At 62.2% G+C, this 25,831-nt stretch carries 37 protein-coding genes; 4 read left to right on the forward strand and 33 right to left on the reverse strand.

The genetic code is table 11. The features are described 5' to 3' along the window. Positions 1 to 3: 3 nt before the first annotated feature. The 8 genes from truA to ACP4XC_RS18045 form a co-directional block, all read right to left on the reverse strand. Entirely contained in the window at positions 4 to 894 is an 891-nt protein-coding gene (gene truA / locus ACP4XC_RS18010) for a tRNA pseudouridine(38-40) synthase TruA (RefSeq protein WP_427172055.1), read from the reverse strand. 31 nt (positions 895 to 925) lie between these two features. Then, complete coding sequence (gene rplQ / locus ACP4XC_RS18015; protein ID WP_427172057.1) at positions 926 to 1,501, reverse strand: 50S ribosomal protein L17; 576 nt, start codon at positions 1,499 to 1,501, stop codon at positions 926 to 928. Between the two features lie 77 nt (positions 1,502 to 1,578). Continuing rightward, complete coding sequence (locus ACP4XC_RS18020) at positions 1,579 to 2,589, reverse strand: DNA-directed RNA polymerase subunit alpha (protein ID WP_136321891.1); 1,011 nt, start codon at positions 2,587 to 2,589, stop codon at positions 1,579 to 1,581. Between the two features lie 132 nt (positions 2,590 to 2,721). Further along, positions 2,722 to 3,123 (reverse strand): 30S ribosomal protein S11, encoded by a 402-nt coding sequence (gene rpsK / locus ACP4XC_RS18025; protein ID WP_028265083.1) that lies wholly within the window; start codon positions 3,121 to 3,123, stop codon positions 2,722 to 2,724. Positions 3,124 to 3,169: 46 nt separating this feature from the next. After that, positions 3,170 to 3,547, reverse strand: a complete 378-nt coding sequence (gene rpsM, locus ACP4XC_RS18030) for a 30S ribosomal protein S13 (protein WP_011692780.1) — start codon at positions 3,545 to 3,547, stop codon at positions 3,170 to 3,172. Positions 3,548 to 3,732: 185 nt separating this feature from the next. Beyond that, positions 3,733 to 3,846, reverse strand: coding sequence for a 50S ribosomal protein L36 (gene rpmJ, locus ACP4XC_RS18035; protein ID WP_009358722.1), 114 nt, complete (start codon positions 3,844 to 3,846; stop codon positions 3,733 to 3,735). A 68-nt stretch (positions 3,847 to 3,914) separates the two neighbouring features. After that, on the reverse strand, positions 3,915 to 4,136 hold the full coding sequence (infA, locus tag ACP4XC_RS18040; protein ID WP_009358723.1) for a translation initiation factor IF-1: 222 nt from the start codon (positions 4,134 to 4,136) through the stop codon (positions 3,915 to 3,917). Between the two features lie 153 nt (positions 4,137 to 4,289). Beyond that, the gene (locus tag ACP4XC_RS18045) at positions 4,290 to 5,303 is read right to left on the reverse strand and encodes a P1 family peptidase (protein WP_427172060.1); all 1,014 of its coding nucleotides are present in this window, start codon (positions 5,301 to 5,303) and stop codon (positions 4,290 to 4,292) included. 256 nt (positions 5,304 to 5,559) lie between these two features. Between ACP4XC_RS18045 and ACP4XC_RS18050 the strand changes: the two genes are divergently transcribed. From ACP4XC_RS18050 to ACP4XC_RS18060, 3 genes are all read left to right on the forward strand, one after another. Beyond that, a complete protein-coding gene (locus ACP4XC_RS18050; protein WP_427172062.1) occupies positions 5,560 to 6,510 on the forward strand; it encodes a carbohydrate ABC transporter permease in 951 nt (316 codons plus the stop codon). Beyond that, positions 6,507 to 7,439, forward strand: coding sequence for a carbohydrate ABC transporter permease (locus tag ACP4XC_RS18055; protein WP_427172064.1), 933 nt, complete (start codon positions 6,507 to 6,509; stop codon positions 7,437 to 7,439). The genes ACP4XC_RS18050 and ACP4XC_RS18055 overlap by 4 nt, the downstream gene beginning before the upstream one ends. Positions 7,440 to 7,524: 85 nt before the next feature. Further along, positions 7,525 to 8,871 (forward strand): ABC transporter substrate-binding protein, encoded by a 1,347-nt coding sequence (locus ACP4XC_RS18060; protein ID WP_427172066.1) that lies wholly within the window; start codon positions 7,525 to 7,527, stop codon positions 8,869 to 8,871. A 156-nt stretch (positions 8,872 to 9,027) separates the two neighbouring features. Here the strand turns inward: ACP4XC_RS18060 and map are convergent, their stop codons facing one another. From map to rpsJ, 23 genes are all read right to left on the reverse strand, one after another. Then, positions 9,028 to 9,855 carry a type I methionyl aminopeptidase gene (gene map, locus ACP4XC_RS18065; RefSeq protein WP_427172068.1) on the reverse strand — a complete coding sequence of 276 codons (828 nt, stop codon included), beginning with the start codon at positions 9,853 to 9,855 and terminating at the stop codon, positions 9,028 to 9,030. Positions 9,856 to 10,040: 185 nt separating this feature from the next. Further along, complete coding sequence (locus ACP4XC_RS18070) at positions 10,041 to 10,610, reverse strand: adenylate kinase (protein WP_427175157.1); 570 nt, start codon at positions 10,608 to 10,610, stop codon at positions 10,041 to 10,043. Positions 10,611 to 10,615: 5 nt separating this feature from the next. Further along, positions 10,616 to 11,926 (reverse strand): preprotein translocase subunit SecY, encoded by a 1,311-nt coding sequence (secY, locus tag ACP4XC_RS18075; protein WP_427172070.1) that lies wholly within the window; start codon positions 11,924 to 11,926, stop codon positions 10,616 to 10,618. A 188-nt stretch (positions 11,927 to 12,114) separates the two neighbouring features. Then, a complete protein-coding gene (gene rplO / locus ACP4XC_RS18080) occupies positions 12,115 to 12,609 on the reverse strand; it encodes a 50S ribosomal protein L15 (protein WP_427172072.1) in 495 nt (164 codons plus the stop codon). Beyond that, positions 12,610 to 12,816, reverse strand: a complete 207-nt coding sequence (gene rpmD, locus ACP4XC_RS18085) for a 50S ribosomal protein L30 (RefSeq protein ID WP_306915792.1) — start codon at positions 12,814 to 12,816, stop codon at positions 12,610 to 12,612. It lies immediately after the preceding gene. Between the two features lie 3 nt (positions 12,817 to 12,819). Next, positions 12,820 to 13,503: a 30S ribosomal protein S5 gene (gene rpsE / locus ACP4XC_RS18090; protein ID WP_427172075.1), complete on the reverse strand. Its 684-nt coding sequence runs from the start codon at positions 13,501 to 13,503 to the stop codon at positions 12,820 to 12,822. Between the two features lie 26 nt (positions 13,504 to 13,529). After that, on the reverse strand, positions 13,530 to 13,913 hold the full coding sequence (rplR, locus tag ACP4XC_RS18095; RefSeq protein ID WP_427172077.1) for a 50S ribosomal protein L18: 384 nt from the start codon (positions 13,911 to 13,913) through the stop codon (positions 13,530 to 13,532). Positions 13,914 to 13,915: 2 nt separating this feature from the next. Then, positions 13,916 to 14,452, reverse strand: coding sequence for a 50S ribosomal protein L6 (gene rplF, locus ACP4XC_RS18100; protein WP_120951143.1), 537 nt, complete (start codon positions 14,450 to 14,452; stop codon positions 13,916 to 13,918). Between the two features lie 18 nt (positions 14,453 to 14,470). Continuing rightward, on the reverse strand, positions 14,471 to 14,869 hold the full coding sequence (rpsH, locus tag ACP4XC_RS18105; RefSeq protein ID WP_056425243.1) for a 30S ribosomal protein S8: 399 nt from the start codon (positions 14,867 to 14,869) through the stop codon (positions 14,471 to 14,473). A gap of 94 nt (positions 14,870 to 14,963) precedes the next feature. Continuing rightward, complete coding sequence (rplE, locus tag ACP4XC_RS18110) at positions 14,964 to 15,545, reverse strand: 50S ribosomal protein L5 (protein ID WP_018773672.1); 582 nt, start codon at positions 15,543 to 15,545, stop codon at positions 14,964 to 14,966. Beyond that, entirely contained in the window at positions 15,545 to 15,904 is a 360-nt protein-coding gene (gene rplX / locus ACP4XC_RS18115) for a 50S ribosomal protein L24 (protein ID WP_024366125.1), read from the reverse strand. Before rplX ends, rplE begins: the two co-directional genes overlap by 1 nt. 3 nt (positions 15,905 to 15,907) lie before the next feature. Beyond that, positions 15,908 to 16,276, reverse strand: coding sequence for a 50S ribosomal protein L14 (gene rplN, locus ACP4XC_RS18120; protein WP_003803789.1), 369 nt, complete (start codon positions 16,274 to 16,276; stop codon positions 15,908 to 15,910). 510 nt (positions 16,277 to 16,786) lie between these two features. Beyond that, entirely contained in the window at positions 16,787 to 17,095 is a 309-nt protein-coding gene (gene rpsQ / locus ACP4XC_RS18125; RefSeq protein WP_427172082.1) for a 30S ribosomal protein S17, read from the reverse strand. Continuing rightward, positions 17,092 to 17,421: a 50S ribosomal protein L29 gene (gene rpmC / locus ACP4XC_RS18130; protein WP_069949295.1), complete on the reverse strand. Its 330-nt coding sequence runs from the start codon at positions 17,419 to 17,421 to the stop codon at positions 17,092 to 17,094. Before rpmC ends, rpsQ begins: the two co-directional genes overlap by 4 nt. Positions 17,422 to 17,423: 2 nt before the next feature. Continuing rightward, entirely contained in the window at positions 17,424 to 17,840 is a 417-nt protein-coding gene (gene rplP, locus ACP4XC_RS18135; RefSeq protein ID WP_427172084.1) for a 50S ribosomal protein L16, read from the reverse strand. Next, on the reverse strand, positions 17,841 to 18,674 hold the full coding sequence (gene rpsC / locus ACP4XC_RS18140) for a 30S ribosomal protein S3 (RefSeq protein ID WP_354169337.1): 834 nt from the start codon (positions 18,672 to 18,674) through the stop codon (positions 17,841 to 17,843). It lies immediately after the preceding gene. Continuing rightward, the gene (gene rplV, locus ACP4XC_RS18145) at positions 18,675 to 19,040 is read right to left on the reverse strand and encodes a 50S ribosomal protein L22 (protein WP_003803798.1); all 366 of its coding nucleotides are present in this window, start codon (positions 19,038 to 19,040) and stop codon (positions 18,675 to 18,677) included. Positions 19,041 to 19,078: 38 nt separating this feature from the next. Continuing rightward, positions 19,079 to 19,360 (reverse strand): 30S ribosomal protein S19, encoded by a 282-nt coding sequence (gene rpsS / locus ACP4XC_RS18150; protein ID WP_011692805.1) that lies wholly within the window; start codon positions 19,358 to 19,360, stop codon positions 19,079 to 19,081. Between the two features lie 12 nt (positions 19,361 to 19,372). Continuing rightward, positions 19,373 to 20,212, reverse strand: a complete 840-nt coding sequence (gene rplB / locus ACP4XC_RS18155; RefSeq protein WP_427172087.1) for a 50S ribosomal protein L2 — start codon at positions 20,210 to 20,212, stop codon at positions 19,373 to 19,375. A 29-nt stretch (positions 20,213 to 20,241) separates the two neighbouring features. Next, positions 20,242 to 20,547: a 50S ribosomal protein L23 gene (gene rplW, locus ACP4XC_RS18160; protein WP_066293292.1), complete on the reverse strand. Its 306-nt coding sequence runs from the start codon at positions 20,545 to 20,547 to the stop codon at positions 20,242 to 20,244. Further along, positions 20,544 to 21,161, reverse strand: a complete 618-nt coding sequence (rplD, locus tag ACP4XC_RS18165; RefSeq protein WP_427172089.1) for a 50S ribosomal protein L4 — start codon at positions 21,159 to 21,161, stop codon at positions 20,544 to 20,546. The genes rplW and rplD overlap by 4 nt, the downstream gene beginning before the upstream one ends. Positions 21,162 to 21,165: 4 nt before the next feature. Continuing rightward, on the reverse strand, positions 21,166 to 21,816 hold the full coding sequence (gene rplC, locus ACP4XC_RS18170; protein ID WP_003803812.1) for a 50S ribosomal protein L3: 651 nt from the start codon (positions 21,814 to 21,816) through the stop codon (positions 21,166 to 21,168). Positions 21,817 to 21,833: 17 nt separating this feature from the next. Continuing rightward, positions 21,834 to 22,142: a 30S ribosomal protein S10 gene (gene rpsJ / locus ACP4XC_RS18175; RefSeq protein ID WP_003803825.1), complete on the reverse strand. Its 309-nt coding sequence runs from the start codon at positions 22,140 to 22,142 to the stop codon at positions 21,834 to 21,836. A 460-nt stretch (positions 22,143 to 22,602) separates the two neighbouring features. On the opposite strand from rpsJ, the gene ACP4XC_RS18180 reads away from it, so the two are divergent. Then, positions 22,603 to 24,039, forward strand: a complete 1,437-nt coding sequence (locus ACP4XC_RS18180) for a GH1 family beta-glucosidase (RefSeq protein WP_427172092.1) — start codon at positions 22,603 to 22,605, stop codon at positions 24,037 to 24,039. 16 nt (positions 24,040 to 24,055) lie between these two features. Here the strand turns inward: ACP4XC_RS18180 and ACP4XC_RS18185 are convergent, their stop codons facing one another. Further along, complete coding sequence (locus ACP4XC_RS18185; protein WP_427172094.1) at positions 24,056 to 24,181, reverse strand: hypothetical protein; 126 nt, start codon at positions 24,179 to 24,181, stop codon at positions 24,056 to 24,058. Between the two features lie 270 nt (positions 24,182 to 24,451). After that, complete coding sequence (gene tuf / locus ACP4XC_RS18190) at positions 24,452 to 25,642, reverse strand: elongation factor Tu (protein ID WP_069949303.1); 1,191 nt, start codon at positions 25,640 to 25,642, stop codon at positions 24,452 to 24,454. Between the last annotated feature and the right edge of the window lie 189 nt (positions 25,643 to 25,831).

A 25,831-nucleotide genomic window follows, 5' to 3' on the forward strand; every position in this document is an offset into this window, starting at 1 on the left:
GTGCTACTTCCGCAAGGCCCGCGTCAACTCAGCCCTGGCAAGGAGTTCGCTGTCCGACGGGTAGGCCACTTCCTCCAGCACCAGGGGATGCGGCGCGGACAACACCGATTTGGCATCGCGCTTCTGCTCCAGCAGGCGCTCGTACAGCCATCCCGGGCTTTCGATGCCCTCCCCCACGTACAGGGCCGAGCCCACCAGAGCACGGACCATATTGTGGCAGAACGCGTCAGCCTGCACCGTGGCCACAATGACGCCGTCGGCTCCGCGGGCAAACTCGAACCGCTGCAGTTCCCGGATGGTGGTGGACCCCTCCCGGGGCTTGCAGTAGGAACGGAAATTCTGCAGGCCCAGCAGTTTGGCCGCACCCTCGTTCATCAGGTCGATATCCAGCGGCGAGTTGTGCCAGAGCGTGGAGTACCGGCCCAACGGATCCCACAGCGCCGGGCCGTCCGCGATGCGGTAGCTGTAACGGCGCCACAGTGCCGAGAAGCGGGCGTCAAAGCCCTCGGGGGCCATGGACACCTGGTGCACCTCGATGGCGCCGGTGAGCTCGCCCAGGCCCCGGCTGAGGGCTCCCCGGAGCCTGCGCAGGAGGGCGACGGCGGGATCCAGTTCCGCGCCGCGGTTCAGTCCGAGCCACTCGGCATCCGTGAGGTCCAGGTGGACCACCTGGCCGCGGGCGTGCACCCCGGCGTCGGTGCGCCCGGCCACGGTGACGCGCACCTTCCGCCGGACCAGCAGCGCCAGTGCCTCTTCGAGGACGCCCTGCACGGTCCGCAGGCCGGGCTGCACTGCCCACCCGCTGAAGGGGCCGCCGTCGTACGCCAAATCCAATCGGATACGCAAAAACCCGCCGCCCCCCAAAACGGGGGCAGCGGGTTTCTGGTGGTTCATAGACTTAAGTCTATGCGAAGGATTCAGCGAATTACTTCGCGTCCTTATCCTCGGCAGCAGGCTCTTCAGCAGCTTCCTCAGCGGCCGGAGCCTCTTCGGTTTCAGCGGCTTCGGTCTCGGCAACCTCGGCTTCAGGAGCTTCTTCGGTCTCGGCAGCTTCAGTCTCAACAACCGGAGCGGCTTCGGCCTTCTCGGCGTCGCGCTTGGCGGCGGAAGTAGCCTCGGCTACCACGGCCTGCTTGGCGGAAACCGGCTCAAGAACGAGTTCGATGACAGCCATGGGGGCGTTGTCGCCCTTGCGGTTGCCGATCTTGGTGATGCGGGTGTAGCCACCGTTGCGGTTCTCCACTGCCTGTGCAATGTCGGTGAACAGCTCGTGGACGATGCCCTTGTCGCTGATCAAGCCGAGTACACGGCGGCGGGAAGCCAGGTCGCCACGCTTGGCGAAAGTCACCAGGCGCTCGGCGTACGGCTTCAGTCGCTTGGCCTTGGTCACCGTGGTGGTGATCCGCTTGTGCTCGAACAGTGCGGCGGACAGGTTCGCGAGCATCAGGCGCTCGTGACTTGCTCCGCCTCCGAGGCGCGGACCCTTAGCGGGGGTAGGCATAATAGTTTCTCCTCATATGGAAGCCGTTGGGCTGCGCACACCATGGTGCATCCAGCCGGCAGGCCAAGATCTGTTTGTTAGAGCTCGTCGTCGCTGAAAGCGGCGTCGTCCTCTTCAATTGCTGCGGCGCGTGCTGCGAGGTCAAAACCGGGAGGCGAGTCCTTGAGGGACAGGCCCAGTTCAACCAGCTTTGCCTTGACCTCATCAATGGACTTCGCACCGAAGTTACGGATGTCCATGAGGTCGGCCTCGGAGCGGGCAACGAGTTCACCCACGGTGTGGATTCCCTCACGCTTGAGGCAGTTGTAGGAACGGACTGTAAGGTCCAGATCCTCGATCGGCAGAGCCATGTCTGCTGCCAGGGCAGCATCCGTCGGCGACGGGCCAATCTCGATACCTTCAGCTGCGGTGTTCAGCTCGCGGGCCAGACCGAACAGCTCCACCAGGGTGGTACCTGCGGAAGCAACGGCATCGCGCGGGGCGATGGCCTGCTTGGTCTCGACGTCGACAATCAGCTTGTCGAAGTCAGTGCGCTGCTCAACACGGGTAGCTTCCACGCGGAAAGTAACCTTCAGCACCGGCGAGTAGATCGAGTCGACCGGAATGCGGCCGATCTCGGAGTCGCCGGACTTGTTCTGAGCTGCCGAAACGTAGCCGCGGCCGCGCTCGATGGTCAGTTCGAGTTCGAACTTGCCCTTCGAGTTCAGCGTGGCAATGTGCAGATCCGGGTTGTGGAATTCGACGCCGGCCGGCGGAGCGATGTCCGCGGCGGTGACGACTCCCGGGCCCTGCTTGCGCAGGTAGGCAACAACCGGCTCGTCGTGCTCGGAGGACACTGAGAGGCTCTTGATGTTCAGGATGATCTCGGTGACATCTTCCTTGACACCCGGAACCGTGGTGAACTCGTGCAGCACGCCATCGATCCGGATGCTGGTTACAGCGGCACCGGGGATGGAGGAGAGCAGGGTACGGCGGAGGGAGTTTCCGAGGGTGTATCCAAAGCCCGGCTCCAGCGGTTCAATGATGAACCGGGAGCGGTTTTCGGAGACGACCTCTTCGGAGAGGGTGGGGCGCTGTGCAATGAGCACTTAGGTTTCCTTTCGGCGAGCATCCGCTATATGACGCAACACAGGTGGTGGAAATTCGGTCTGAAGACTTAACGCGGCCGGGCTTGCCCGGACCGGTGAGGGTCCGGGCAAGCTCTGGCGCGCTGGGCAGCCTTAGACGCGGCGGCGCTTGGGCGGGCGGCAACCGTTGTGCGCGCTGGGGGTGACGTCCTGGATGGAGCCAACCTCGAGGCCAGCGGCCTGCAGTGAACGGATTGCGGTTTCGCGTCCTGATCCCGGTCCCTTGACGAATACGTCAACCTTGCGCAGACCGTGCTCCTGTGCACGCTTTGCGGCAGCTTCGGCAGCCATCTGGGCAGCGAACGGGGTGGACTTACGTGAGCCCTTGAAGCCAACCTCACCGGCGGAAGCCCAGGAGATGACAGCACCATTGGGGTCCGTGATGGACACGATGGTGTTGTTAAAGGTGCTCTTGATGTGCGCCTGGCCAAGCGCGATATTCTTCTTGTCCTTCTTACGCGGCTTGCGAACCGCGCCACGAGTCTTCGGGGGCATTATTTCTCCTACAGAAAGTTTATTGGGGGAAAGTCAGCAGCTATTTCTAGCGGCCGGCTTTCTTCTTGCCGGCGACGGTACGCTTCGGACCCTTGCGGGTACGTGCGTTGGTCTTCGTACGCTGTCCGCGTACGGGCAGGCCCTTGCGGTGACGCAGGCCTTCGTAACTGCCGATCTCAACCTTGCGGCGGATATCAGCTGCTACTTCGCGGCGAAGGTCACCCTCAACCTTGTAGTTGCCTTCAATGTAGTCACGCAGCTCAACCAGCTGTGCGTCCGTCAGGTCCTTGACCCGGACGTCCGCGCTGATGCCAGTGGCAGCCAGGGTTTCGTGTGCACGGGTCTTACCCACGCCGTAGATGTAAGTAAGCGCAATTTCCAGCCGCTTTTCGCGGGGAATGTCTACGCCAGCGAGACGAGCCATAGTGGCAGTGCTCCTTGTATAAACCGGAGGTCGTAAACAGCACACCGCATGTTCAGTGCGGCCCCAGCCTCCGACCGGGGGTTAGCTGTCCGGACTCTTTGATGCTCAATGTCCCAGATCAGCTTGTGCTGCCTTCTATATTTACTTGCGTGGGTTAGCAACCCAGGGTTTTCCCGTGTGGGAAATTAGCCCTGGCGCTGCTTGTGGCGCGGGTTCTCGCAGATCACCATGACCCGGCCATTACGGCGGATCACTTTGCACTTTTCGCAGATCTGCTTGACGCTCGGCTTGACCTTCATGGCGTTCCTTTGCGTGTTGCAGTTGGTCCCTGGACCGGCCTTCGGCTGCTGCTCTGGCCGCCCAGCGTTTACTTGTAGCGGTAGACGATACGACCACGTGTCAGGTCGTACGGGCTCAGCTCCACCACTACGCGGTCCTCTGGGAGAATCCTGATGTAGTGCTGGCGCATTTTTCCAGAGATGTGCGCCAGAACGATGTGCTTGTTGGTGAGCTCAACGCGAAACATCGCATTAGGCAGCGCCTCGGTCACAACGCCCTCGATCTCAATGACCCCGTCCTTCTTGGCCATACCCTCCGCTAACTGTTGTTGCCGCAGCTTTCCGATTGGCACCGGACATGACTGCGGACGTTTTTGATTGATTGGCGTCTGCCTTCCGACCGCAAAAGGGCACAAACAGGGCAGACAACCAACAGACAACACTACGCCATCACGGCATGAATGTTAAATCGAACTATCGTAGCGCACTACCGCTCCGTACGCACCAAACTCCCCCGCCGGAGTTTTGATGCCTTCCGCCCGGGAGATGCCGTCCAGGATGGCCTCGGTCACGGCGTCAGCCGCCGCACTCTGCAAGGTGATGAGGCTGAATTGCCGGACGGCCTGCGTACTGCGGTCAAGCTCGACGGCGCCCGTGGCCAGCGCGAACACCGTGTCACCGTCGGCAAGGGTATGGGACGGATTCAGTGCACGGGCCAGCCCGGCGTGGCAGGCAGACGCGGTCCGCTTGCACTCCGCCTTGCTCAGGACCGCATTGGTGGCGATGACCACAAGGGTTGTGTTGAGGGGCTGACCGTCTTCGGCGGGAGGGGAATCGGGCGGGGAGGGTTCGGGATTTCCCGACCGAACGCCCACAGGCATTCCCACGGCATTGACGACCGCAAGGGCCCCCACCACCACGCCGTTCTCAAGGGTGATGGAAGCGGTCCCTACTCCCCCTTTATAGGTCCCCCGGCCGATGACGGCCCCGGTGCCGGCGCCCACATTGCCGCGCTCGACGTCGTGCCCGTCCTTCCGGGCGGCCGCGGCGGCAGTTGCCTCATAGCCCATCTGCTCATCGGGACGGGCGGAGAAGTCACCGCCGCGGCCCAGGTCGAAGATCGCGGCGGCCGGGACGATCGGCACGAGACCACCCGGCACGGGGAATCCCCGGCCGTTCTCCTCGCACCAGCGCTTGGCCCCGTGCGCAGCGACCAAGCCGAACGCGCTGCCGCCGGTGAGCACCACGGCATCCACCTGGTTGGACAGCGTGGTGGGGTCCAGCGCGTCCGTCTCGTGCGTGCCGGGGCCGCCGCCCCGGACGTCGACCGATCCCACGGTGCCGGGCGGCGGCAGCACCACGGTCACCCCGGTGAGCCAGCCGCCGTCGGACGCCGGCAGGGCTCCTTCTTGCTGGACTGCGCCGGATTTCTGGACATGCCCCACTCGTATTCCGGCGACGTCAGTGATCGATCCCATGGCTCCATTGTGCGCCCGCGCAAACTGAGTGTCCGCTCCCACGCGTTCAGCGACCCGCGGGGCCAACTCCGGCCTCCAAAACAAACGTCGTGTAATACTGCAACGAACACAGCGTTAACGGGCAAGGAAGCCTCGTATAACAAACCTCTGACGGGGACTTGTGCGGGATTTTGCCCACCATGCATGTGGTGAAGTGAAGCTATCCCCCTCCGTCCACCGGCGTGCCCTTGGCAGGCCCGGATCCGTTAGAGACCGAATGACTAGACAACTGACTGACAGGCCGCCGGCCGTCGTGGCCGATCCCACGGCCCCGCGCCGCCGGGCACGCTGGTCGGCCAGAACCCGCCGCGACTTCCTGGTTTTCGTGGCCTTGGCTCTGCCCAACCTCGCATTGATCGCGGTGTTCACGTATTTACCCCTGATCAACAACATCTACTACTCCACCCTGGACTGGACCCTGGGTTCAGCGTCGGCCACCGTGGTGGGTTTGGACAACTACCTCAACTTTTTCACCAGTTCCGACGCACCCCAGGTCCTGGGCACCACGGCGCTCTTCACAATCGTCACCGTGGGCGGCTCCATGGTCCTGGGCCTTCTGGTCGCCCTGGCGCTGAACTCCAAGGTCCGGGGCACCACCTTCGCGCGCTCCGCCGTCTTCGCCCCTTACGTCCTCAGCGGCGTCGGGGTGGGTCTGGTCTGGCTGTTCATCTTCGATCCCGGGTACGGCGTGCTGTCCTGGCTGCTTCGGGGCATCGGGCAGCAGAGTCCCCAGTGGATCAACGACCCGCAGCTGTCCCTCGTGATGGTCATCCTGGTCTACATCTGGAAGAACCTGGGCTACTGCGCCGTCGTTTACCTGGCCGGGCTGCAGTCCCTTCCCCAGGACGTGATGGAGGCCGCCTCGCTCGACGGCGCCAACGGCTTCCGCCGCTTTGTCAGCATGTCGGTGCCGCTGCTCTCCCCCACCACTTTCTTCCTGCTGATCACCACCATGCTCAGCTCGCTGCAGGCCTTCGACCTGATCCGGATCATGACCCCGCTGGGCAACGGCACCAGCACCCTGATCTACGAGGCCTACCTCCAGGCGTTCGGCGCCTACAACCGGGCCGGCTACTCGGCCTCGATCTCCGTGGTCCTCTTCGCCATCCTGCTCATCATCACCGTGTTGCAGCTGCGGTTCGTCGAACGGAAGGTGCACTACTCGTGAGCACGCTCTCTCCTGTCAGTCCCGATCCCGCCGCAAGCGCCGGGCACAGCCCCAACGGCGGTCCGGAGCTCCCGTTGCAGCGCAGCCGTCCGTTCTCCCGCGCCAATCTGGTCCAGACGATCGCCGGTGGGTACATCCCGCTGATCCTGGCAACCCTGGTGGTGGTTGTGCCCCTGCTGTGGATGCTGCTGAGCTCCTTCAAGCAGCCCGGCGAGATCGTCACCACGGATCTGAAGATCCTGCCGGAAAGCCTCAACCTGGACAATTACCGCACGGCCATGACCACCGTGCCGTTCGGTCAGTTCTTCCTGAACAGCCTGATCGTCACAACAGTGGGGTCCACGGTGAAAGTCATCCTCGCCATCCTCACGGCCTACGCCCTGGTTTTTGTGCGCTTCCCGTTCAAGAACGTCATCTTCGTGGTGATCCTCGTGGCCCTGATGGTGCCGCCGCAGGTGTCCATCCTGCCGAATTACATCCTGATCGCCGGTATGGGCGGGAAAAACACCCTGTGGGGAATCATCCTTCCCGGCCTGGGCACAGCCTTCGGCACCTTCCTGCTGCGGCAGCACTTTATGACCCTGCCGGCCTCCATCCTGGAAGCCGCCGAAATCGACGGCGCCGGTCACTGGCGGCGCCTGTGGCAGGTGGTCGCCCCGGTCTCGATGCCGTCCATCGCCACCGTGGCCCTCGTGACGGTGGTCAGCGAGTGGAACGACTACATCTGGCCCCTCATCATCACCGACCGCCCCGAGACCATGACCCTTCCGGTCGGCCTGACCCTGCTGCAGAACTCGGAAGGTAACGGCGCCGGCTGGGGCATCCTGATGGCCGGCGCGATGCTGGTGATCGTTCCCATCCTGCTGGTCTTTGCCGCCCTGCAGCGCTATATCGTCGCCGGCCTAACCCAGGGCAGCGTCACCGGGTAGCACCTGGTCCCCGGGGAGCTCCCTTTCCCCACCGACTCCACCCCAGCATCAACCCGATTCAGAACTTCCTTTGAGAGGATCCACCATGGCCATGAATCTTGACCGCAGAAACTTCCTTGGACTGGCGGGCGCCACTGCTGGCGCCGCGGCGCTGGCAGCTTGCGGCGGCCCGTCCACCAGTGGAGGGGGCGCCACCAGCAGCGCCTCCGATATCGACTTCACGGGCGTGAAGCCAGCCGGTTCGTTCGACTTCTGGACCAGCCACCCGGGCAAGTCCCAGGACGTCGAAAAGTCGATCATCGACAAGTTCCAGGCGAAGTACCCGGACATCAAGGTGAACCTGGTGACCGCCGGGGCCAACTACGAGGAGATCGCCCAGAAGTTCCAGACCTCGCAAGCTGCGAAGTCCGCCCTCCCTGGGCTCGTGGTGCTCTCAGACGTCTGGTGGTTCCGGTACTACACCAACGGCAACATCATTCCGCTTGACGCGCTGATCAAGCAGCTGGACTTCAAGATCGACGACTTCCAGAAGTCCCTCGTGGCGGACTACAAGTACGCCGACAAGCAGTGGGCGCTGCCCTACGGCCGTTCCACTCCGCTCTTCTACTACAACAAGGACCACTTCAAGGCCGCCGGTTTGCCGGACCGCGCACCGAAGACCTGGCAGGAGTTCGCCGATTGGGCCCCCAAGCTCAAGGCCAGCTCGGGCGCCAGCTACGCCTACATGTACCCGGCCCTCGCCGGCTACGCGGGCTGGACGCTGCAGAACAACCTGTGGGGCTGGGGCGGAAGCTGGTCCAACGGCTGGGACATCAACTGCGACTCCGCTGAGTCGGTAGCGGCCCTGCAGTGGGCACAGGACTCTGTCTACAAGGACAAGTGGGCCGGGGTCTCCTCCAAGAACGCCGCGGACGACTTCTCCGCCGGCATTGCGTCCACAACGATTTCCTCCACTGGGGACCTGCTGGGTGTGCTCAAGTCCGCCACGTTCAATGTCGGCGTCGGCTTCCTGCCCGGCGGACCCAAGAAGGAAACGGAAGTCTGCCCCACCGGCGGCGCCGGGCTTGGCATTCCGAGTGGCGTGAGCAAGGAGGTCCAGCTCGCCGCCGCCACCTTCCTGAAGTTCATGACGGAGCCGGACAGCACGGCCGCGTTCTCCGCCGCGACCGGCTACATGCCCACCCGCACCTCGGCGGACATGACCGCGGTGCTTGCCAAGACGCCGCAGATCAAGACGGCCATGGACCAGCTCGCAGTCACCCATGTCCAGGACAACGCACGTGTGTTCCTGCCGGGCGCCGACCAGGAGATGGCCAAGGCCGCGGCGAAGATCCTGACCCAGCAGGGTGACGTCAAGGCGACCATGACGGACCTCAAGGCCACCCTCGAGGGCATCTACAACAAGGACGTCAAGCCGAAGCTCAAGAGCTAACCCGCCCGCACCACACCGCCCAACCTCCCCCGCCCAACCCCACCTCCCCCGCCCAACCCCACCTCCCCCGCCCAACTGACTCGCAATTGATGCCGTTATGAGCGCTCATAACGGCATCAATTGTCAGCTACTTGGGTAGAAGGGGGTGGAGGGGAGTTAGGGAATCGGGACGGGCACCACGCCCAGCGGCGCGAGCCGCTCCGCGCCGCCGTCGGGCGCTGAAAGAACCCAGATACCTTTTTCGTGGACCGCCACGGAGTGCTCCCACTGGCAGGAACGCTGGCCGTCTGTGGTGACCACGGTCCAGTCGTCCTCGAGCACCGCGGTGTCAATGCTGCCGCGGACCAGCATGGGCTCAATGGCCAGGCACAGTCCAGGGCGGATCTTCGGCCCGCGGTGGCTGGCCCGGTAGTTCAGCACGTCCGGCGCCATGTGCATTTCGGAGCCGATGCCGTGGCCCACGTAGTCTTCCAGGATACCCAGCGGCTTGCCCGGGACGGAGGAGACGTAATCGTCCACGGCGCAGCCGATGTCCCCCACGAACTTCCCGGTGGCCAGCGCCGCGATGCCGCGCCACATGGCTTCCTCGGTGACTTCTGACAACCGGACGTCTTCCGGGTCGGGGGTCCCCACAATCACGGTGCGGGCCGAGTCGGAATGCCAGCCGTCCACGATCGCGCCGCCGTCGATCGAGATGATGTCGCCGTCGTTCAGCACACGGCTGCCCGGGATGCCGTGCACCACTTCCTCGTTGACCGAGGTGCAGATGGTGGCCGGGAACCCGTGGTAACCGCGGAAGTTGGACTTGGCACCGGCTTCGTCCAGGACCGCGGCAAAGACAGCGTCCAGCTGCGCCGTGCTGGCGCCGGGGACCGCTGCCGCCACCGCTGCGTCCAGGGCGCGGCTCAGGACCAGGCCGGCCTCATGCATGATGCGCATTTGGGCGTTGGTCTTGTATTCAATCCGGGGCTGTCCGAATGCCATATATACCTCAGTGCTTCGTCTCGCGGCGGGATGCGTTCATCCCAGGTCTTCTATCCATTCTCCCGCACCGGCAAAGCTGCCCGGTGCCACGCCTGCCGGCAACAGCTGCGCCCTCCAAAAGGAAAGGGCGCGTCCCGCACACGGTGGTGCGGGACGCGCCCTGCCAGGGACTGCAAGCAGGCCTGTCAGGCTGCCTGTGCTGCCTTGATGGCTTCCATGACGCGGTCGGTGACCTCGTCGATGCCGCCGATGCCGTCAACCCGGGTCAGGATGCCGCGCTCGGCATACTTGGCCACAACGGGTTCCGTCTGCTCGTGGTACAGGTCCAGCCGGTGACGAATAACGCCTTCGTTGTCGTCGCTGCGGCCGGTTTCCTTGGCACGGCCCAGGAGGCGCTTCACCAGTTCCTCGTCATCAGCGGTCAGCTGAAGCACGACGTCGAGCTTCTGATCGCCCTCGGCCAGGATGCCGTCGAGGTAGTCCACCTGCGCGGTGGTGCGGGGGTAACCGTCGAGGAGGAAGCCGCCGTCGACGTCGTCCTCGTTGAGCCGGTCGCGCACCATCTTGTTGGTGACGCTGTCCGGAACGAAATCTCCGGCGTCCATGTATTTCTTTGCTTCGACGCCGAGCGGCGTCTCACCCTTGACGTTGGCACGGAAGATATCGCCAGTGGAAATCGCAACAACGCCGAGGCGCTCCGAGATTCGTTCCGCCTGCGTTCCCTTGCCGGAGCCCGGGGGTCCGATAATCAACATTCTCGTCATCGCAAAAGCCCTTCGTAGTGACGTTGTTGTAGCTGCGCGTCAATCTGCTTGACCGTTTCCAGGCCCACGCCCACCATGATCAGGATCGAGGTGCCGCCGAACGGGAAGTTCTGGTTGGCATTGATCAAGACCAGGGCGATCAGTGGAATCAACGCCACGAGACCGAGGTACATGGCGCCGGGGAGGGTGATTCTGGAAAGGACATACTGCAGATATTCCGCTGTCGGCTTGCCAGCCCGGATACCCGGGATGAAGCCGCCGTACTTCTTCATGTTGTCCGAAACTTCCTCAGGATTGAAAGTTATGGCGACATAGAAGTACGTGAAGAAGACAATCATGACGAAATACAGCGCCATGTAGATGGGGTGGTCACCGCGGGTGAGGTTGTTGTTAATCCACTCAACCCACGGCTGCATCTGCTCTCCAGCCTTGGGCTGGTTGAACTGGGAGATCAAGCCCGGCAGGTAGAGCATCGATGAGGCGAAGATGACGGGCACGACGCCGGCCATGTTCACCTTGATGGGGATGTAGGTGCTGGTGCCGCCCACAGTACGCCTGCCGATCATGCGCTTGGCATACTGCACGGGGATCCGGCGCTGGGACTGTTCCACAAACACAACGAGGGCCACGGTCAGCAGGCCGATGACAATCACCATGAAGAACGTTCCGGGGCCCTGGGCAGTCCAGATGGCGCCGAGTGACGTCGGGAAGCCTGCCGCGATGGACGTGAAGATGAGGATCGACATTCCGTTGCCCACGCCCTTCTCCGTCACGAGCTCGCCCATCCACATGATGAGGCCGGTGCCGGCCGTCAGCGTGATGACGATCAGGATCGTGGAGATGATGCTTGTGTCCGGAATGATGGAGAGCTGGCAGTTCGGCAGCAGCTGCCCTGACCGGGCCAGCGACACCAGCGTCGTGGCGTTCAGCAGGCCGAGGGCAATCGTGAGGTAACGCGTGTATTGCGTCAGCTTCGACTGTCCGGAGGCGCCTTCGTCATAGAGCTCCTGGAACCGGGGAATGACCACCCGCAGCAACTGCACAATGATGCTCGCCGTGATGTAGGGCATGATGCCCAGGGCAAAGATCGACACCTGCAGCAATGCACCGCCACTGAACAGATTGACGAGCTGGTAGATCCCGCCCTGGGTCTGACCGTTATGCAAGCATTGCTGGACATTCTGGTAGCTCACACCAGGCGAGGGAATGAAGGCACCCAAGCGGAAGATTGTGATGATTCCCAGCGTGAACAACAACTTGCGTCGCAGATCAGGCGTGCGAAAGGCCCGGCCAAATGCGCTAAGCAAGCGTCCTCCTGAGTTGTTAATAAAGTCGTGTGAGACAGGTCAATAAAACCCAACAACCGAGTCTAACGGGTTGATGCGCCATGCGAACAATCGGCGAGGTCCCGGAAATCGAAAAACTCCCGGTACGAAAGGCCTCAGCCCCTCGTACCGGGAGTATCCACAACCGGGCAAATGCCCCGCCGTCCTCCTTAGAGGGCGGTGGTGCTTCCGCCTGCTGCAGCAATCTTTTCTGCGGCACTGGCCGAGAATGCGTGGACCGTGACGTCAACCTTGACGGTGATGTCGCCGGTGCCCAGCACCTTGACGGGCTGGTTCTTGCGAACGGCACCCTTTTCAACCAGGTTCTCCACGGTGACAGCGCCACCTTCCGGGAACAGCTCGTTGAGCTTGTCCAGGTTCACAACCTGGTACTCAACCCGGAACGGGTTCTTGAAGCCGCGCAGCTTCGGCAGGCGCATGTGCAGCGGCAGCTGGCCGCCGGCAAAGCCAGCCTTGATCTGGTAGCGGGCCTTCGTACCCTTGGTACCACGACCAGCGGTCTTACCCTTGGAACCTTCACCACGACCAACACGGGTCTTGGCGGTCTTGGCACCCGGGGCGGGACGCAGGTGGTGAACCTTCAGTGCGTTCTGCTTCTCAGCAGCGGCGCCCTGTGCCTTTTCGGCGGTCTTGTTCTCTGCCATTTACTTCGCCTCCTCTACCTTTACCAGGTGCGGAACCGTGTTGAGCATTCCAACGGTCACGGCGTCGGCGGTGCGGACAACGGTGTGTCCGATACGCTTCAGGCCGAGGGACCGGAGGGTGTCGCGCTGGTTCTGCTTGCCGCCAATGGCGGACTTGATCTGAGTGATCTCCAACGTGTCGTCGGAGGGAATCAGGTTCTTGGCCATGACTCAGACACCTGCCTTCTGGTTCAGAAGTGCGCGCACCATTGCCGGCGGAGCGATCTCGTCGAGCGGGAGGCCGCGGCGGGCTGCCACAGCTGCAGGCTCTTCGAGACGCTTCAGTGCATCAACGGTCGCGTGAACGATGTTGATGGCGTTGGAGGAACCGAGCGACTTGGAGAGGATGTCGTGGATGCCCACGCACTCCAGTACTGCACGGACCGGACCGCCGGCAATAACACCGGTACCGGCGGAAGCCGGACGCAGCATTACGACGCCTGCAGCGGCCTCACCCTGAACGCGGTGCGGGATGGTGCTGCCGATGCGGGGAACGCGGAAGAAGGACTTCTTGGCTTCTTCAACGCCCTTCGCGATTGCGGCAGGAACTTCCTTAGCCTTGCCGTAGCCAACGCCGACCATACCGTTGCCGTCACCAACGACGACGAGTGCGGTGAAGCTGAAGCGACGACCACCCTTGACGACCTTGGAAACGCGGTTGATGGTTACGACGCGCTCTACGAACTGGCTCTTTTCGGCTTCGCGGCCACCATCGCGGCCACCACGGCCACCACGGTCGCCACGGCCCTGGCCGCGGTCGCCACGCTCGCCACGACGAGCAGCGCCACCACGGCGGTCGTCGGTGGTAGCAGGCGCAGCGGTCTCAGTTGCAGCAGCAGCTACAGCTTCAGTCACCTGAATGTCCTTTTCGTTATTTTCGGTCACAGTGACAGCCCACCTTCACGTGCGCCGTCAGCGACGGCGGCGATCCGGCCGTGGTACTTGTTACCACCGCGGTCGAAGACAACAGCTTCGATACCGGCAGCCTTGGCACGCTCGGCGACCAGTTCGCCAACGCGCTTGGCCTTGGCGGTCTTGTCACCGTCGAACACGCGAAGGTCGGCTTCCAGAGTGGAGGCGCTTGCCACGGTCAGGCCCTTGGTGTCATCGACAACCTGGACGAATACGTGGCGTGCGGAGCGGTTGACGACCAGACGAGGGCGTACAGCCGTTCCGGAGATGCGCTTGCGGATACGAAGCTGGCGACGGCTGCGCTGGGCAGACTTGCTCTTGTTCGTACGCTTCTTGTTAATTGCGATCGCCATGGTTACTTACCAGCCTTTCCGACCTTGCGGCGGATGACTTCGCCTGCGTAACGGATGCCCTTGCCCTTGTAGGGGTCCGGCTTCCGCAGCTTGCGAATGTTGGCAGCAACCTCGCCGACCTGCTGCTTGGAGATACCTGAAACAGAGAGCTTGGTCGGGGTCTCTACTGCAAAGGTGATGCCGTTCGGTGCCGAGACGTTGACCGGGTGGCTGTAGCCCAGAGCGAACTCCAGGTCAGAACCCTTGGCCTGGACGCGGTAACCGGTACCGACAATCTCAAGCTTCTTCTCGTAGCCTGCGGTGACACCCTGGATCATGTTGGCGATCAGGGTGCGGGTCAGGCCGTGCAGCGAACGTGAGGCGCGCTCGTCGTTCGGGCGGGCGACAGTCAGGGTGCCTTCTTCCAGGGAAACCTCGATCGGGCTGGGCACAGTGTGGCTCAGCTCGCCTTTGGAACCCTTGACGCTGACGACAGAGCCGTCAACCTTGACCTCAACGCCGGCAGGAACGGTGATGGGGAGACGTCCAATACGTGACATTATTCTCTTCCTTTCCCGTTACCAGACGTAAGCGAGGACTTCGCCGCCCACGCCCTTCTTGCCGGCCTGCTTGTCAGTCAAGAGGCCGGAAGAGGTGGACAGGATTGCGACACCCAGGCCACCGAGCACGTGCGGCAGGTTGGTGGACTTTGCGTAAACGCGCAGTCCCGGCTTGGAAATACGACGAACACCAGCGATGGAACGCTCGCGGTTCGGACCGAACTTGAGCTCGAGGGTCAGCTTCTTGCCGACCTCCGCGTCTTCTTCTTTCCAGGAGGCGATGTAACCTTCGGCCTTCAGGATGTCGGCAACGCGTGCCTTGAGCTTGCTGTACGGCATGGACACGGAATCGTGGTATGCCGAGTTAGCGTTGCGCAGACGCGTAAGCATGTCTGCGACGGGATCTGTCATTGTCATGTGGGCTCTTGCCCTTCCTCATAACGGTTTCCGCTGACCTGCAGGTCCTGAACAAAGTTCAGGACCGGGTAGCCGGACCTTTTACGTAGCTAGATTAGTCTTCGGTCTTGAACGGGAAGCCAAGCGCCTTGAGCAGCGCGCGGCCTTCGTCGTCGGTCTTGGCAGTGGTCACGACAGTGATGTCCATACCGCGAACGCGGTCAATGGAATCCTGGTCGATCTCGTGGAACATAACCTGCTCGGTCAGACCGAAGGTGTAGTTGCCGTTGCCGTCGAACTGCTTGCCGCTGAGGCCCCGGAAGTCGCGGATACGCGGCAGAGCCAGCGTGACCAGACGGTCCAGGAATTCCCACATGCGGTCCCCACGCAGGGTAGCGTGCGCACCGATCGGCATGCCTTCGCGCAGCTTGAACTGTGCGATCGACTTGCGGGCCTTGGTTACCTGCGGCTTCTGGCCGGTGATCAGGGTCAGATCGCGGACAGCGCCGTCGATCAGCTTGGAGTCCTTGGCGGCATCTCCAACACCCATGTTCACAACGACCTTGACCAGACGGGGAACCTGGTTGACGTTCTGGTACTTGAATTCCTCAGTCAGCGTGTTCTTGATGGAATCGGCGTACTTGGTCTTCAGACGAGGAACGATCTTGCTTGCCGGAGTCTCGAGAGTCTCAGTCATTAGATGTCCTTCCCTGAGCTCTTGGCCACGCGGACGCGCACTTCACGCTTCACGCCATCGCGCTCAACGGTCTCGGTGCGGAAACCGACGCGGGTGGGCTTCTTGGTGGACGGGTCAACCAGAGCCACGTTGGAGATGTGGATCGAAGCCTCGACGACCTCGATGCCACCGGTCTTGGTGCCGCGCTGCGACTGACCGACCTTGGTGTGCTTGGTTACGCGGTTAATGCCTTCAACCAACACGCGGTTGGTCTCCGGGAATACGCGCAGAACCTTGCCCTGCTTACCCTTGTCGCCGCCGCGCTCAGCCTTGGCGCCAGTGATGACCTGAACGAGGTCACCCTTTTTGATCTTAGCCATGGACTAGAGCACCTCCGGAGCCAGAGAAACGATCTTCATGAACTTCTTGTCGCGAAGTTCACGACCAACCGGTCCGAAGATACGGGTACCGCGGGGGTCACCGTCGTTCTTCAGGATCACAGCTGCGTTCTCGTCAAACTTGATGTAGGAACCATCCGCACGGCGGCGTTCCTTCTTGGTACGGACGATGACAGCCTTGACGACGTCGCCCTTCTTTACGTTGCCGCCCGGAATTGCGTCCTTGACGGTAGCGACGATTACGTCGCCAATGCCTGCGTAGCGACGGCCAGATCCACCGAGAACGCGAATGGTAAGGATTTCCTTAGCACCCGTGTTGTCGGCGACCTTGAGTCGCGACTCCTGCTGAATCACTATTTACTCCTTGCGTCGCGCTGGTTCTCAGACCGAAAATCTTCCTACGGAATGAGCCTTGCGGAACGGTTGATCGGGGTGTCTCTTGACCTGCCTGGATTTTGCCAGACCAGGCCTAAACTCCCGTGCCAAAAACATTTGCTTCCCAAGTGGAATCCGACGAGTCGGGGCGCAAGGGGGCACTATGCCGTGGCACGATTGTTTACGAGGTTGATGACGGCGCACGAAAGGCGCCATACAAACTCAAAATCTTAGCACGTTCTGGGCTTATCCCCATATCACAGCTGGAGGCGCCCGACGGCGACGCGCACGGCGGCGTTTTGGCCCGCCTGACGCGGCATTCCTCCGGCAAGCCGGCCCGCCGACGTCGTCCGGCCCGTTCGCCGGGGTCGCCGCCCCGCCATCCAGGAGGGCGCGGGTCCAGGGAACGCGGAAACCCCCGCGCCCAAGAGGGAACGGGGGTTTCCTGACCTGTACGGTCCTGTGCCTGCGCGAACGCCGGCTTAGGCTCTACTTGGCCTTTTCGAGGATCTCAACCAGACGCCACCGCTTGGTAGCGGACAGCGGGCGGGTCTCGGCGAGGAGAACGAGGTCGCCGATGCCGGCGGTGTTCTCTTCGTCGTGAGCCTTGATCTTGGTGTTGCGGCGGATAACCTTGCCGTAAAGGGCGTGCTTCACGCGGTCTTCGACCTGAACAACGATGGTCTTTTCCATCTTGTCAGAGACAACGTATCCGCGCTTCGTCTTACGGTAACCGCGCTCATCAGCCGTAGCTGCGGCGGAAACAGTTTCCGTCACGTTCTCGTCCTTTTCACTCACTTGGCGTCCTCCTCGGTCTCAACCGTTTCAGCCTTGTCGGCCTTCTTGGTTGCGGCCTTCTTGGACTTCTTTTCTTCCTTGGCTTCCACAACCGGTGCGGCAACCTCGGCACGAATGCCCAGCTCGCGCTCACGAAGAACGGTGTAGATGCGTGCGATGTCCTTCTTTACCGCGCGCAGCCGACCGTGGTTCTCCAGCTGACCGGTGGCGGACTGGAAACGCAGGTTGAACAGCTCTTCCTTGGCCTTGCGGAGTTCTTCAACGAGTCGCTCGTTGTCGAAACCGTCCAGCTGTGCGGATGCAAGTTCCTTGGATCCTACTGACATTTCTATTCACCACCTTCGCGACGCAGAATGCGTGCTTTCAACGGGAGCTTGTGGATCGCCAGGCGAAGTGCCTCACGAGCAACAGATTCCTCGACGCCGGAGATCTCAAAGAGAACCCGGCCCGGCTTGACGTTTGAGACCCACCATTCCGGAGAACCCTTACCGGAACCCATGCGGGTTTCGGCCGGCTTCTTCGTCAGCGGACGGTCCGGATAGATGTTGATCCAGACCTTGCCGCCACGCTTGATGTGGCGGGTCATCGCGATACGGGCAGACTCGATCTGACGGTTGGTGACGTATGCCGGGCTCAGAGCCTGGATACCCCACTCACCAAAGGAGACCCTGGTGCCACCCGTTGCAGCGCCGGAACGACCCGGGTGGTGCTGCTTACGGTGCTTGACTCGACGTGGGATAAGCATTTAAGCCTGTCCTCCCTCTACTGCAGGAGCAGCAGCCTCAGCGGCCGGAGCCTCTGCAGCAGGAGCTGCTTCGGCTGCCGGACGGTCAGTACGACGGCGGCGGTCACCACGGTCAGCGCCACCCGGGCGGCCCGGGCGGTCGCTGGCACCACGGCCACGGGACGGAGCAGCAGCTGCCTGCTGAGCCAGTTCCTTGGCGGTGACGTCACCCTTGTAGATCCAGACCTTCACGCCGATGCGGCCGAAGGTGGTCTTGGCCTCGTAGAAGCCGTAGTCGATGTTCGCACGCAGGGTGTGCAGGGGCACACGGCCTTCGCGGTAGAACTCCGAGCGGGACATTTCTGCGCCGCCCAGTCGACCCGAGCAAGCGATACGGATGCCCTTGGCGCCTGCACGCTGTGCGGACTGCATGGCCTTCTTCATCGCACGGCGGAAAGCCACGCGGGAAGTCAGCTGCTCAGCAACGCCCTGGGCAACAAGCTGCGCTTCCATCTCGGGGTTCTTGACCTCGAGGATGTTCAGCTGAACCTGCTTGCCGGTGAGCTTTTCGAGCTCGCCGCGGATGCGGTCTGCTTCAGCGCCGCGGCGGCCGATAACGATGCCCGGACGTGCCGTGTGGATATCCACGCGGACACGGTCGCGGGTGCGCTCGATTTCGACCTTGGCGATACCTGCGCGCTCCATGCCCGTGGACATGAGCTGGCGGATGCGGATGTCTTCGCGAACGAAGTCCTTGTACCGCTGGCCAGCCTTGGTGCTGTCAGCAAACCAGTGCGATACGTGATCGGTGGTGATGCCGAGTCGGAACCCGTGCGGGTTAACTTTCTGTCCCACTTAGCGAGCCTCCTCTTTCTCCGGGGTAGCGACTACCACGGTGATGTGGCTCGTGCGCTTCTTGATCTGAAATGCACGACCCTGAGCTCGCGGCTGGAACCGCTTCATGGTCGGGCCTTCATCAACAAACGCTTCGCTGATGATGAGGTCACCTTCGTCAAACGCCACGCCGTCGCGGTCCGCGAGGACCCGGGCGTTGGAGATTGCCGACTGAACTACCTTGAATACCGGCTCAGAAGCTGCCTGGGGGGCAAACTTCAGAATTGCCAGAGCCTCGTTCGCTTGCTTACCACGAACAAGGTTGACGACGCGCCGGGCCTTCATAGGCGTTACGCGGATGTGACGCGCAATTGCCTTGGCTTCCATTGCTTTCCTTCTCTCGTCTTTGACGTAAGTGCAGGCGCCTAGCGGCGCTTGCCCTTACGGTCGTCCTTGACATGGCCGCGGAATGTCCGCGTGGGAGCGAATTCGCCGAGCTTGTGCCCGACCATCGACTCGGTGACAAACACCGGAATGTGCTTGCGTCCGTCGTGCACGGCGATCGTGTGCCCGAGCATGTCGGGGATGATCATCGAGCGGCGGGACCAGGTCTTGATGACGTTCTTGGTGCCCTTTTCGTTTTCCCTGTCCACCTTTACAAAGAGGTGCTGGTCAACGAAAGGACCTTTTTTCAGGCTGCGTGGCATGTGTCCAGGCTCCTATCGCTTGTTCTTGCCAGTACGACGGCGACGAACAATAAGTTTGTCGCTCTCTTTGTTGGGACGGCGGGTGCGGCCTTCGCGCTTACCGTTCGGGTTGACGGGGTGACGTCCACCGGACGTCTTACCCTCGCCACCACCGTGGGGGTGGTCGACCGGGTTCATGGCGACACCACGGACGGTCGGGCGAACGCCCTTCCAGCGCATACGGCCGGCCTTACCCCAGTTGATGTTCGACTGCTCGGCGTTGCCGACCTCGCCGACGGTTGCGCGGCAGCGCACGTCAACGTTGCGGATTTCGCCGGAAGGCAGACGCAGCTGGGCGAAACGGCCTTCCTTGGCAACGAGCTGGATCGATGCGCCGGCGGAGCGGCCCATCTTGGCGCCGCCACCCGGACGCAGTTCAACTGCGTGGATTACGGTACCCACCGGGATGTTGCGCAACGGAAGGTTGTTGCCGGGCTTGATGTCGGCGTCGGCGCCGGCCTCTACGAAGTCGCCCTGGGACAGCTTGTTCGGGGCGATGATGTAACGCTTGGTGCCATCAACGTAGTGCAGGAGCGCGATGCGAGCCGTACGGTTCGGGTCGTACTCGATTTCGGCAACGCGGGCGTTGACGCCGTCCTTGTCGTGGCGACGGAAGTCGATCAGACGGTACTGGCGCTTGTGGCCACCACCCTTGTGACGGGTCGTGATCTTACCGGTGTTGTTACGGCCGCCCTTTTTGGGGAGCGGACGTACCAACGACTTTTCCGGCGTCGAACGCGTGATTTCACTGAAGTCCGCTACGCTCGAGCCACGACGGCCCGGGGTAGTCGGCTTATATTTACGGATTCCCATAATTTATTTCCTCGTTAAAGTGGTCTCCGCTACGCGAGCGGACCGCCGAAGATGTCGATAGTGCCTTCTTTGAGGGTCACAATCGCACGCTTGGTGTTCTTGCGGGTGCCCCATCCGAATTTGGTCCGCTTGCGCTTACCGGCACGGTTGATGGTGTTGATCGAGTCGACCTTGACGGAGAAAATCTTCTCCACGGCCAGCTTGATCTCGGTCTTGTTCGAGCGGGGGTCCACCAGGAAGGTGTACTTGCCCTCATCGATCAGGCCGTAGCTCTTTTCCGAGACGACGGGTGCAAGCACGACGTCGCGCGGGTCTTTGATGGTGGCTGCACTCACTTGGCATCCTCCTCGTTCTTTGCCTTGCCAGCAACGAATGCTTCGTAGGCAGCCTTGGTGAAGACTACGTCGTCGGAAACGAGCACGTCGTAGGTGTTCAGCTGGTCTGCGTACAGAACGTGAACAGCCTCAAGGTTGCGCACGGACAGTGCGGCAACATCGTTGGCGCGCTCGATGACAACGAGCAGGTTCTTGCGGTCGGACACGCCGCGCAAGGTTGCCAGGGCTTCCTTGGCGGACGGCTTGGTGCCGGCCACCAGTTCAGCGATGACGTGGATACGGCCGTTGCGTGCGCGGTCAGAGAGAGCGCCGCGCAGTGCAGCAGCAATCATCTTCTTGGGGGTGCGCTGGCTGTAGTCACGCGGGGTGGGGCCGTGAACGACGCCACCACCGGTCATGTGAGGAGCACGGATTGAACCCTGACGGGCGCGGCCGGTGCCCTTCTGCTTGAACGGCTTGCGGCCTGCACCGGAAACTTCGGCGCGGGTCTTGGTCTTGTGGGTACCCTGGCGAGCAGCAGCGAGCTGGGCAACGACGACCTGGTGCAGCAACGGCACGTTGGTCTGTACGTCGAAGATCTCTGCAGGCAGGTCAACCTTGACAGTGCTAGTCATTGAACTAGGCTCCCTTCACGGCGGTGCGTACGAGTACGACCTGGCCGCGGGCGCCGGGAACGGCGCCCTTGATCAGGAGCAGCGACTTCTCGACGTCAACCGCGTGAACCGTGAGGTTCAGCGTGGTGTGACGAACGGCGCCCATGCGGCCGGCCATTTTCATGCCCTTGAAGACGCGGCTCGGGGTGGATGCGCCACCGATTGAACCGGGCTTACGGTGGTTCTTGTGTGCACCGTGGGAAGCTCCAACGCCGTGGAAGCCGTGACGCTTCATAACACCGGCGAAGCCCTTACCCTTGGTGGTGCCAACGACGTCGATCTTCTGGCCGGCTTCGAAGAGCTCAACTGAAAGCTCCTGGCCCAGCTCGTAAGAGTCAGCATCTGCAGTGCGCAGTTCCACGACGTGGCGGCGAGGCGTGACGCCTGCCTTTTCAAAGTGACCAGCCAGCGGCTTGGTGACCTTGCGGGGATCGATCTGGCCGTAGCCGATCTGAACGGCGACATAGCCATCAGTCTCTGCGTTACGCAGCTGCGTGATGACGTTCGAGTCAGCCTGGACCACAGTGACGGGGATGAGCTTATTGTTCTCGTCCCAGACCTGGGTCATGCCGAGCTTCGTGCCCAGCAGGCCCTTTACGTTACGGGTTGCGGTCATAGTCTCTCAGCACCTCCCTACAGCTTGATTTCGATGTTCACGTCGGCCGGCAGGTCGAGACGCATAAGCGAGTCAACAGCCTTGGGCGTGGGGTCGATGATGTCGATCAGACGCTTGTGCGTGCGCATTTCAAAGTGCTCGCGGCTGTCCTTGTACTTGTGCGGAGAGCGGATTACGCAGTAAACGTTCTTCTCCGTCGGAAGCGGCACGGGGCCAACAACCGTTGCGCCTGCGCGCGTGACCGTCTCAACGATCTTCCGTGCTGAAACGTCAATGACCTCGTGGTCGTATGACTTCAGCCGGATGCGGATTTTTTGTCCCGCCATGTCGCCTGACTCTCTTTCAGTCTGTGCTTCCCCTGATTGGGGCTGCCCTGTTCACTTACATGTTGTGTGGCTGCCGAAGCATTTGAAGTCGTAACTACCACCCGCCGCACAAGCTGAATCCGGATGAATCCGGGTTCCTCAACCTGCCGGCGTAACCGACCCCCGCGGTCGGGCGTGTCGCGCTTTGCACGCATACTCGTCCGCAGTTCCATGGGGTGTGGGTTATGTTTGGTCTCCTACTTGGACCCTGACACCCGGCATTATCCGGATCGGGACACGAAAGAGCGCTTGAACAACTCATCTAGTATGCCGGACATTGGCCCCAGAAGCGAATCAGAGGCAACGCGGGCCCTTAGTCGGCCCCCGCGTCGGCCTGTGAGGATCCGGCGCCCCATAATGGCGGGCCACTAGGGCGGGCAGAGTCATTGCCTTCAGCAACCGTCGAATGGATGATAGGGGCATGACTGTGCAGAAGTCTGCAGCGGTGCAGAGCCTGGCCGAACTCCTGCACCCCGGGTTCACTTTGGGGGTGGCGGCCGCCGCGTTCCAGATCGAGGGGTCCCTGACCGCGGACGGGCGCGGGCCCTCCGGCTGGGACGCCTTCGCGGAGAAGCCCGGCAGCATCATGGACGGCCACTCACCCGCCGTGGCATGCGACCACTACAACCGTTCCCCCGAGGACGTAGGACTGATGCGCGAACTCGGCGTGGACTCCTACCGGTTCTCGATCTCCTGGCCGCGCATCCAGCCGGACGGCACCGGCCCGTTCAACAGCCACGGACTGGACTTCTATGACCGGTTGATTGACCAGCTGCTCGAGGCCGGCATCTCCCCCATGGCCACCTTGTATCACTGGGACACCCCCCTGCCGCTGGAACACGGCGGGGGGTGGATGAACAGGACAACGGCCGAACGCTTCGCCGAATACAGCGCCGCAGCGGGTGAGCGGTTCGGGGACCGGGTGGCTCAATGGGTCACCCTCAACGAGCCGGTTTCCGTGACCCTCAACGGCTATGCGCTCGGGGTCCATGCGCCCGGGCGGGACCTGTTGTTCGACGCGCTTCCCTCTGTCCATCACCAGCTCCTGGGCCACGGCCTTGCCGTGCAGGCCTTGAGAGCCGCGGGCGTGACGGGCGGGATCGGAGTGACCAACCTGCACTCTCCGGTTCGTCCGGCCTCCCGCAAGCTCAGCGACCGCTTGCTGGCCACGGTTTTCGACCTGATGTTGAACCGCGTGTACGCGGATCCTATTCTCCTGGGCCATTACCCGAAGCCGCCGCTGATCGCCCGGCCCTGGTTCCGCTCCTTGGGCAAGGCCTCCGATGCGGACCTGCGCGATATCCACCAGCCCCTGGATTTTTACGGACTCAACTACTACTACCCCGTGAAGGTGGCCACCGGGCGCGGTTCCGCAGACAGCCCGGCCGGCACGGCCGAAGCCATGGCACGCGTCCCGTTCCACATGGCCGCGTTTCCCGAATACGGGACCACCGGGTTCGGCTGGCCCGTGGCCCCTGAACATCTCGGGGTACTCCTGCGGGAACTCAAGGACCGCTACGGCGCGGCCCTGCCCCCGCTGTACATCACCGAGAGCGGCGCGAGTTTCCCCGAGCCCGAACATGTCACGGGTCCGATCGCCGACACGAACAGAATCAACTACCTGGCCAGCCATCTTGGCCATGCGCTCGCGGCCACGTCACCGGGCGGCATCGCTGAGGACGTGGAATTACTGGGGTACTACGTCTGGACGCTGCTGGACAACTTCGAGTGGGCCGCCGGCTATTCGCAGCGGTTCGGGCTCATCCATGTGGACTTCGACACCTTGGAGCGCACCCCGAAGGAGTCCTTTTACTGGTTCCAGGCGCTGAGCAACGCGCGGAAGTCCGGCCGGCCCTGAGGCTCGTGATTCCGGATCAGTTGTTCCGGTTGGCGCGGTTGATGCGTTTGGCGCGGTCGATCTCATGACGGAAATGCTTTTTCGCCCAAAGGACGCCGCCCACCACCGCCACCGCTATCAGCAAGAAAATTAGCCATCCCATGCCTTGCTCCTCTCAGACTCTCCGGCTCTCCGACGGAAACACTATCAGGCAGCCACGCGACTAGCGATGTTCCCTTCCCTGACCCGGGCGTCCCGCCTCGGTGCTCTCCGGCCGCCGCATTGCTGCAGTGACTGTAAGGGGCGGCCTCCGTAAGAGGCTTTAGTCTTTCGAAGGGCGGGGGCAAAAGAACAGCCCCGCTGCAAACTGCAGCGGGGCTGTTCCAAACTTCACGGGCGGTCGCTAGACCTCCCGATCCGCGATCAACAAGTATTACTTGAGGATCTTGGTGACACGACCTGAACCAACGGTGCGGCCGCCTTCGCGGATAGCGAAGCCGAGGCCCTCTTCCATGGCGATGGGCTGGATGAGCGCAACGGTCATCTCAGTGTTGTCGCCAGGCATAACCATTTCCGTGCCTTCCGGCAGGGTGATAACGCCGGTTACGTCCGTGGTGCGGAAGTAGAACTGCGGGCGGTAGTTGGAGTAGAACGGGTTGTGACGCCCGCCTTCGTCCTTGGAGAGGATGTAGACGTTGGCCTCGAAGTCGGTGTGCGGGGTAATGGAACCCGGCTTGACGACAACCTGGCCACGCTCTACGTCGTCGCGCTTCAGACCGCGGAGCAGGAGGCCACAGTTCTCGCCGGCCCATGCTTCATCGAGCTGCTTGTGGAACATCTCGATACCGGTAACCGTGGTCTTCTGGACCGGACGGATGCCGACGATCTCGACCTCGGAGTTGATGGCGAGGGTGCCACGCTCGGCGCGGCCCGTAACAACGGTGCCACGGCCGGTGATCGTGAAGACATCTTCGATCGGCATCAGGAAGGGCTTGTCGCGGTCGCGTACCGGGTCCGGCACGGAGTTGTCGACAGCTTCCATGAGGTCCTCGACGGACTTGACCCAAACCGGGTCGCCTTCGAGAGCCTTCAGGCCTGAAACGCGAACGACCGGAGCCTCATCGCCGTCGAAGCCCTGAGCCGAAAGCAGCTCACGAACTTCCATTTCGACGAGGTCGAGGAGCTCTTCGTCATCGACCATGTCCGACTTGTTCAGCGCGACCAGCAGGTAGGGAACGCCAACCTGGCGGGCGAGCAGAACGTGCTCGCGGGTCTGAGCCATCGGGCCGTCAGTGGCGGCAACCACGAGGATTGCACCGTCCATCTGTGCAGCGCCGGTGATCATGTTCTTGATGTAGTCAGCGTGACCGGGGGCGTCTACGTGTGCGTAGTGGCGCTTCTCGGTCTGGTACTCAACGTGGGAGATGTTGATGGTAATGCCGCGCTGACGCTCTTCGGGAGCAGAGTCAATAGACGCGAAGTCGCGCTGCTCGTTGAGTGTCGGGTACTTGTCGTACAGCACCTTGGAAATCGCGGCCGTCAACGTCGTCTTACCGTGGTCAACGTGACCAATGGTGCCGATGTTAACGTGCGGCTTAGTCCGCTCGAACTTTGCCTTTGCCACAGGTTCCTCCTAGAACGTTTTCAAATGACTTACCCTTCGACCGCGCTTGTCGCGACGAAACTTCAGTAAGTCTACTTGGGGGGCTTTGGATTGGTGAAATTGCAGATTCAGGAACTAATACTAGCTCCCAGAGCCTGTTCGGGCAGACGGCCGGCAATCGGTCGGGACCGGAGACCGGCCGCCTGCCCC

It is taken from the genome of Arthrobacter sp. 92, from assembly GCF_050260325.1.
In the GTDB taxonomy this organism is placed as follows: domain Bacteria; phylum Actinomycetota; class Actinomycetes; order Actinomycetales; family Micrococcaceae; genus Arthrobacter.

Bases quoted from the DNA above. Each gene is read 5' to 3' on its own strand.
- truA (WP_427172055.1), bottom strand. From the start codon at position 894: ATGAACCACCAGAAACCCGCTGCCCCCGTTTTGGGGGGCGGCGGGTTT.
- rplQ (WP_427172057.1), bottom strand. From the start codon at position 1,501: ATGCCTACCCCCGCTAAGGGTCCGCGCCTCGGAGGCGGAGCAAGTCAC.
- rpsK (WP_028265083.1), bottom strand. From the start codon at position 3,123: ATGCCCCCGAAGACTCGTGGCGCGGTTCGCAAGCCGCGTAAGAAGGAC.
- rpsM (WP_011692780.1), bottom strand. From the start codon at position 3,547: ATGGCTCGTCTCGCTGGCGTAGACATTCCCCGCGAAAAGCGGCTGGAA.
- rpmJ (WP_009358722.1), bottom strand. From the start codon at position 3,846: ATGAAGGTCAAGCCGAGCGTCAAGCAGATCTGCGAAAAGTGCAAAGTG.
- infA (WP_009358723.1), bottom strand. From the start codon at position 4,136: ATGGCCAAGAAGGACGGGGTCATTGAGATCGAGGGCGTTGTGACCGAG.
- ACP4XC_RS18045 (WP_427172060.1), bottom strand. From the start codon at position 5,303: ATGGGATCGATCACTGACGTCGCCGGAATACGAGTGGGGCATGTCCAG.
- ACP4XC_RS18050 (WP_427172062.1), top strand. From the start codon at position 5,560: ATGACTAGACAACTGACTGACAGGCCGCCGGCCGTCGTGGCCGATCCC.
- ACP4XC_RS18060 (WP_427172066.1), top strand. From the start codon at position 7,525: ATGGCCATGAATCTTGACCGCAGAAACTTCCTTGGACTGGCGGGCGCC.
- map (WP_427172068.1), bottom strand. From the start codon at position 9,855: ATGGCATTCGGACAGCCCCGGATTGAATACAAGACCAACGCCCAAATG.
- ACP4XC_RS18070 (WP_427175157.1), bottom strand. From the start codon at position 10,610: ATGTTGATTATCGGACCCCCGGGCTCCGGCAAGGGAACGCAGGCGGAA.
- rplO (WP_427172072.1), bottom strand. From the start codon at position 12,609: ATGGCAGAGAACAAGACCGCCGAAAAGGCACAGGGCGCCGCTGCTGAG.
- rpmD (WP_306915792.1), bottom strand. From the start codon at position 12,816: ATGGCCAAGAACCTGATTCCCTCCGACGACACGTTGGAGATCACTCAG.
- rplR (WP_427172077.1), bottom strand. From the start codon at position 13,913: ATGGCGATCGCAATTAACAAGAAGCGTACGAACAAGAGCAAGTCTGCC.
- rplF (WP_120951143.1), bottom strand. From the start codon at position 14,452: ATGTCACGTATTGGACGTCTCCCCATCACCGTTCCTGCCGGCGTTGAG.
- rpsH (WP_056425243.1), bottom strand. From the start codon at position 14,869: ATGACAATGACAGATCCCGTCGCAGACATGCTTACGCGTCTGCGCAAC.
- rplE (WP_018773672.1), bottom strand. From the start codon at position 15,545: ATGACTGAGACTCTCGAGACTCCGGCAAGCAAGATCGTTCCTCGTCTG.
- rplX (WP_024366125.1), bottom strand. From the start codon at position 15,904: ATGGCTAAGATCAAAAAGGGTGACCTCGTTCAGGTCATCACTGGCGCC.
- rpmC (WP_069949295.1), bottom strand. From the start codon at position 17,421: ATGTCAGTAGGATCCAAGGAACTTGCATCCGCACAGCTGGACGGTTTC.
- rplP (WP_427172084.1), bottom strand. From the start codon at position 17,840: ATGCTTATCCCACGTCGAGTCAAGCACCGTAAGCAGCACCACCCGGGT.
- rplV (WP_003803798.1), bottom strand. From the start codon at position 19,040: ATGGAAGCCAAGGCAATTGCGCGTCACATCCGCGTAACGCCTATGAAG.
- rpsS (WP_011692805.1), bottom strand. From the start codon at position 19,360: ATGCCACGCAGCCTGAAAAAAGGTCCTTTCGTTGACCAGCACCTCTTT.
- rplB (WP_427172087.1), bottom strand. From the start codon at position 20,212: ATGGGAATCCGTAAATATAAGCCGACTACCCCGGGCCGTCGTGGCTCG.
- rplD (WP_427172089.1), bottom strand. From the start codon at position 21,161: ATGACTAGCACTGTCAAGGTTGACCTGCCTGCAGAGATCTTCGACGTA.
- rplC (WP_003803812.1), bottom strand. From the start codon at position 21,816: ATGACCGCAACCCGTAACGTAAAGGGCCTGCTGGGCACGAAGCTCGGC.
- rpsJ (WP_003803825.1), bottom strand. From the start codon at position 22,142: ATGGCGGGACAAAAAATCCGCATCCGGCTGAAGTCATACGACCACGAG.
- ACP4XC_RS18180 (WP_427172092.1), top strand. From the start codon at position 22,603: ATGACTGTGCAGAAGTCTGCAGCGGTGCAGAGCCTGGCCGAACTCCTG.
- ACP4XC_RS18185 (WP_427172094.1), bottom strand. From the start codon at position 24,181: ATGGGATGGCTAATTTTCTTGCTGATAGCGGTGGCGGTGGTGGGCGGC.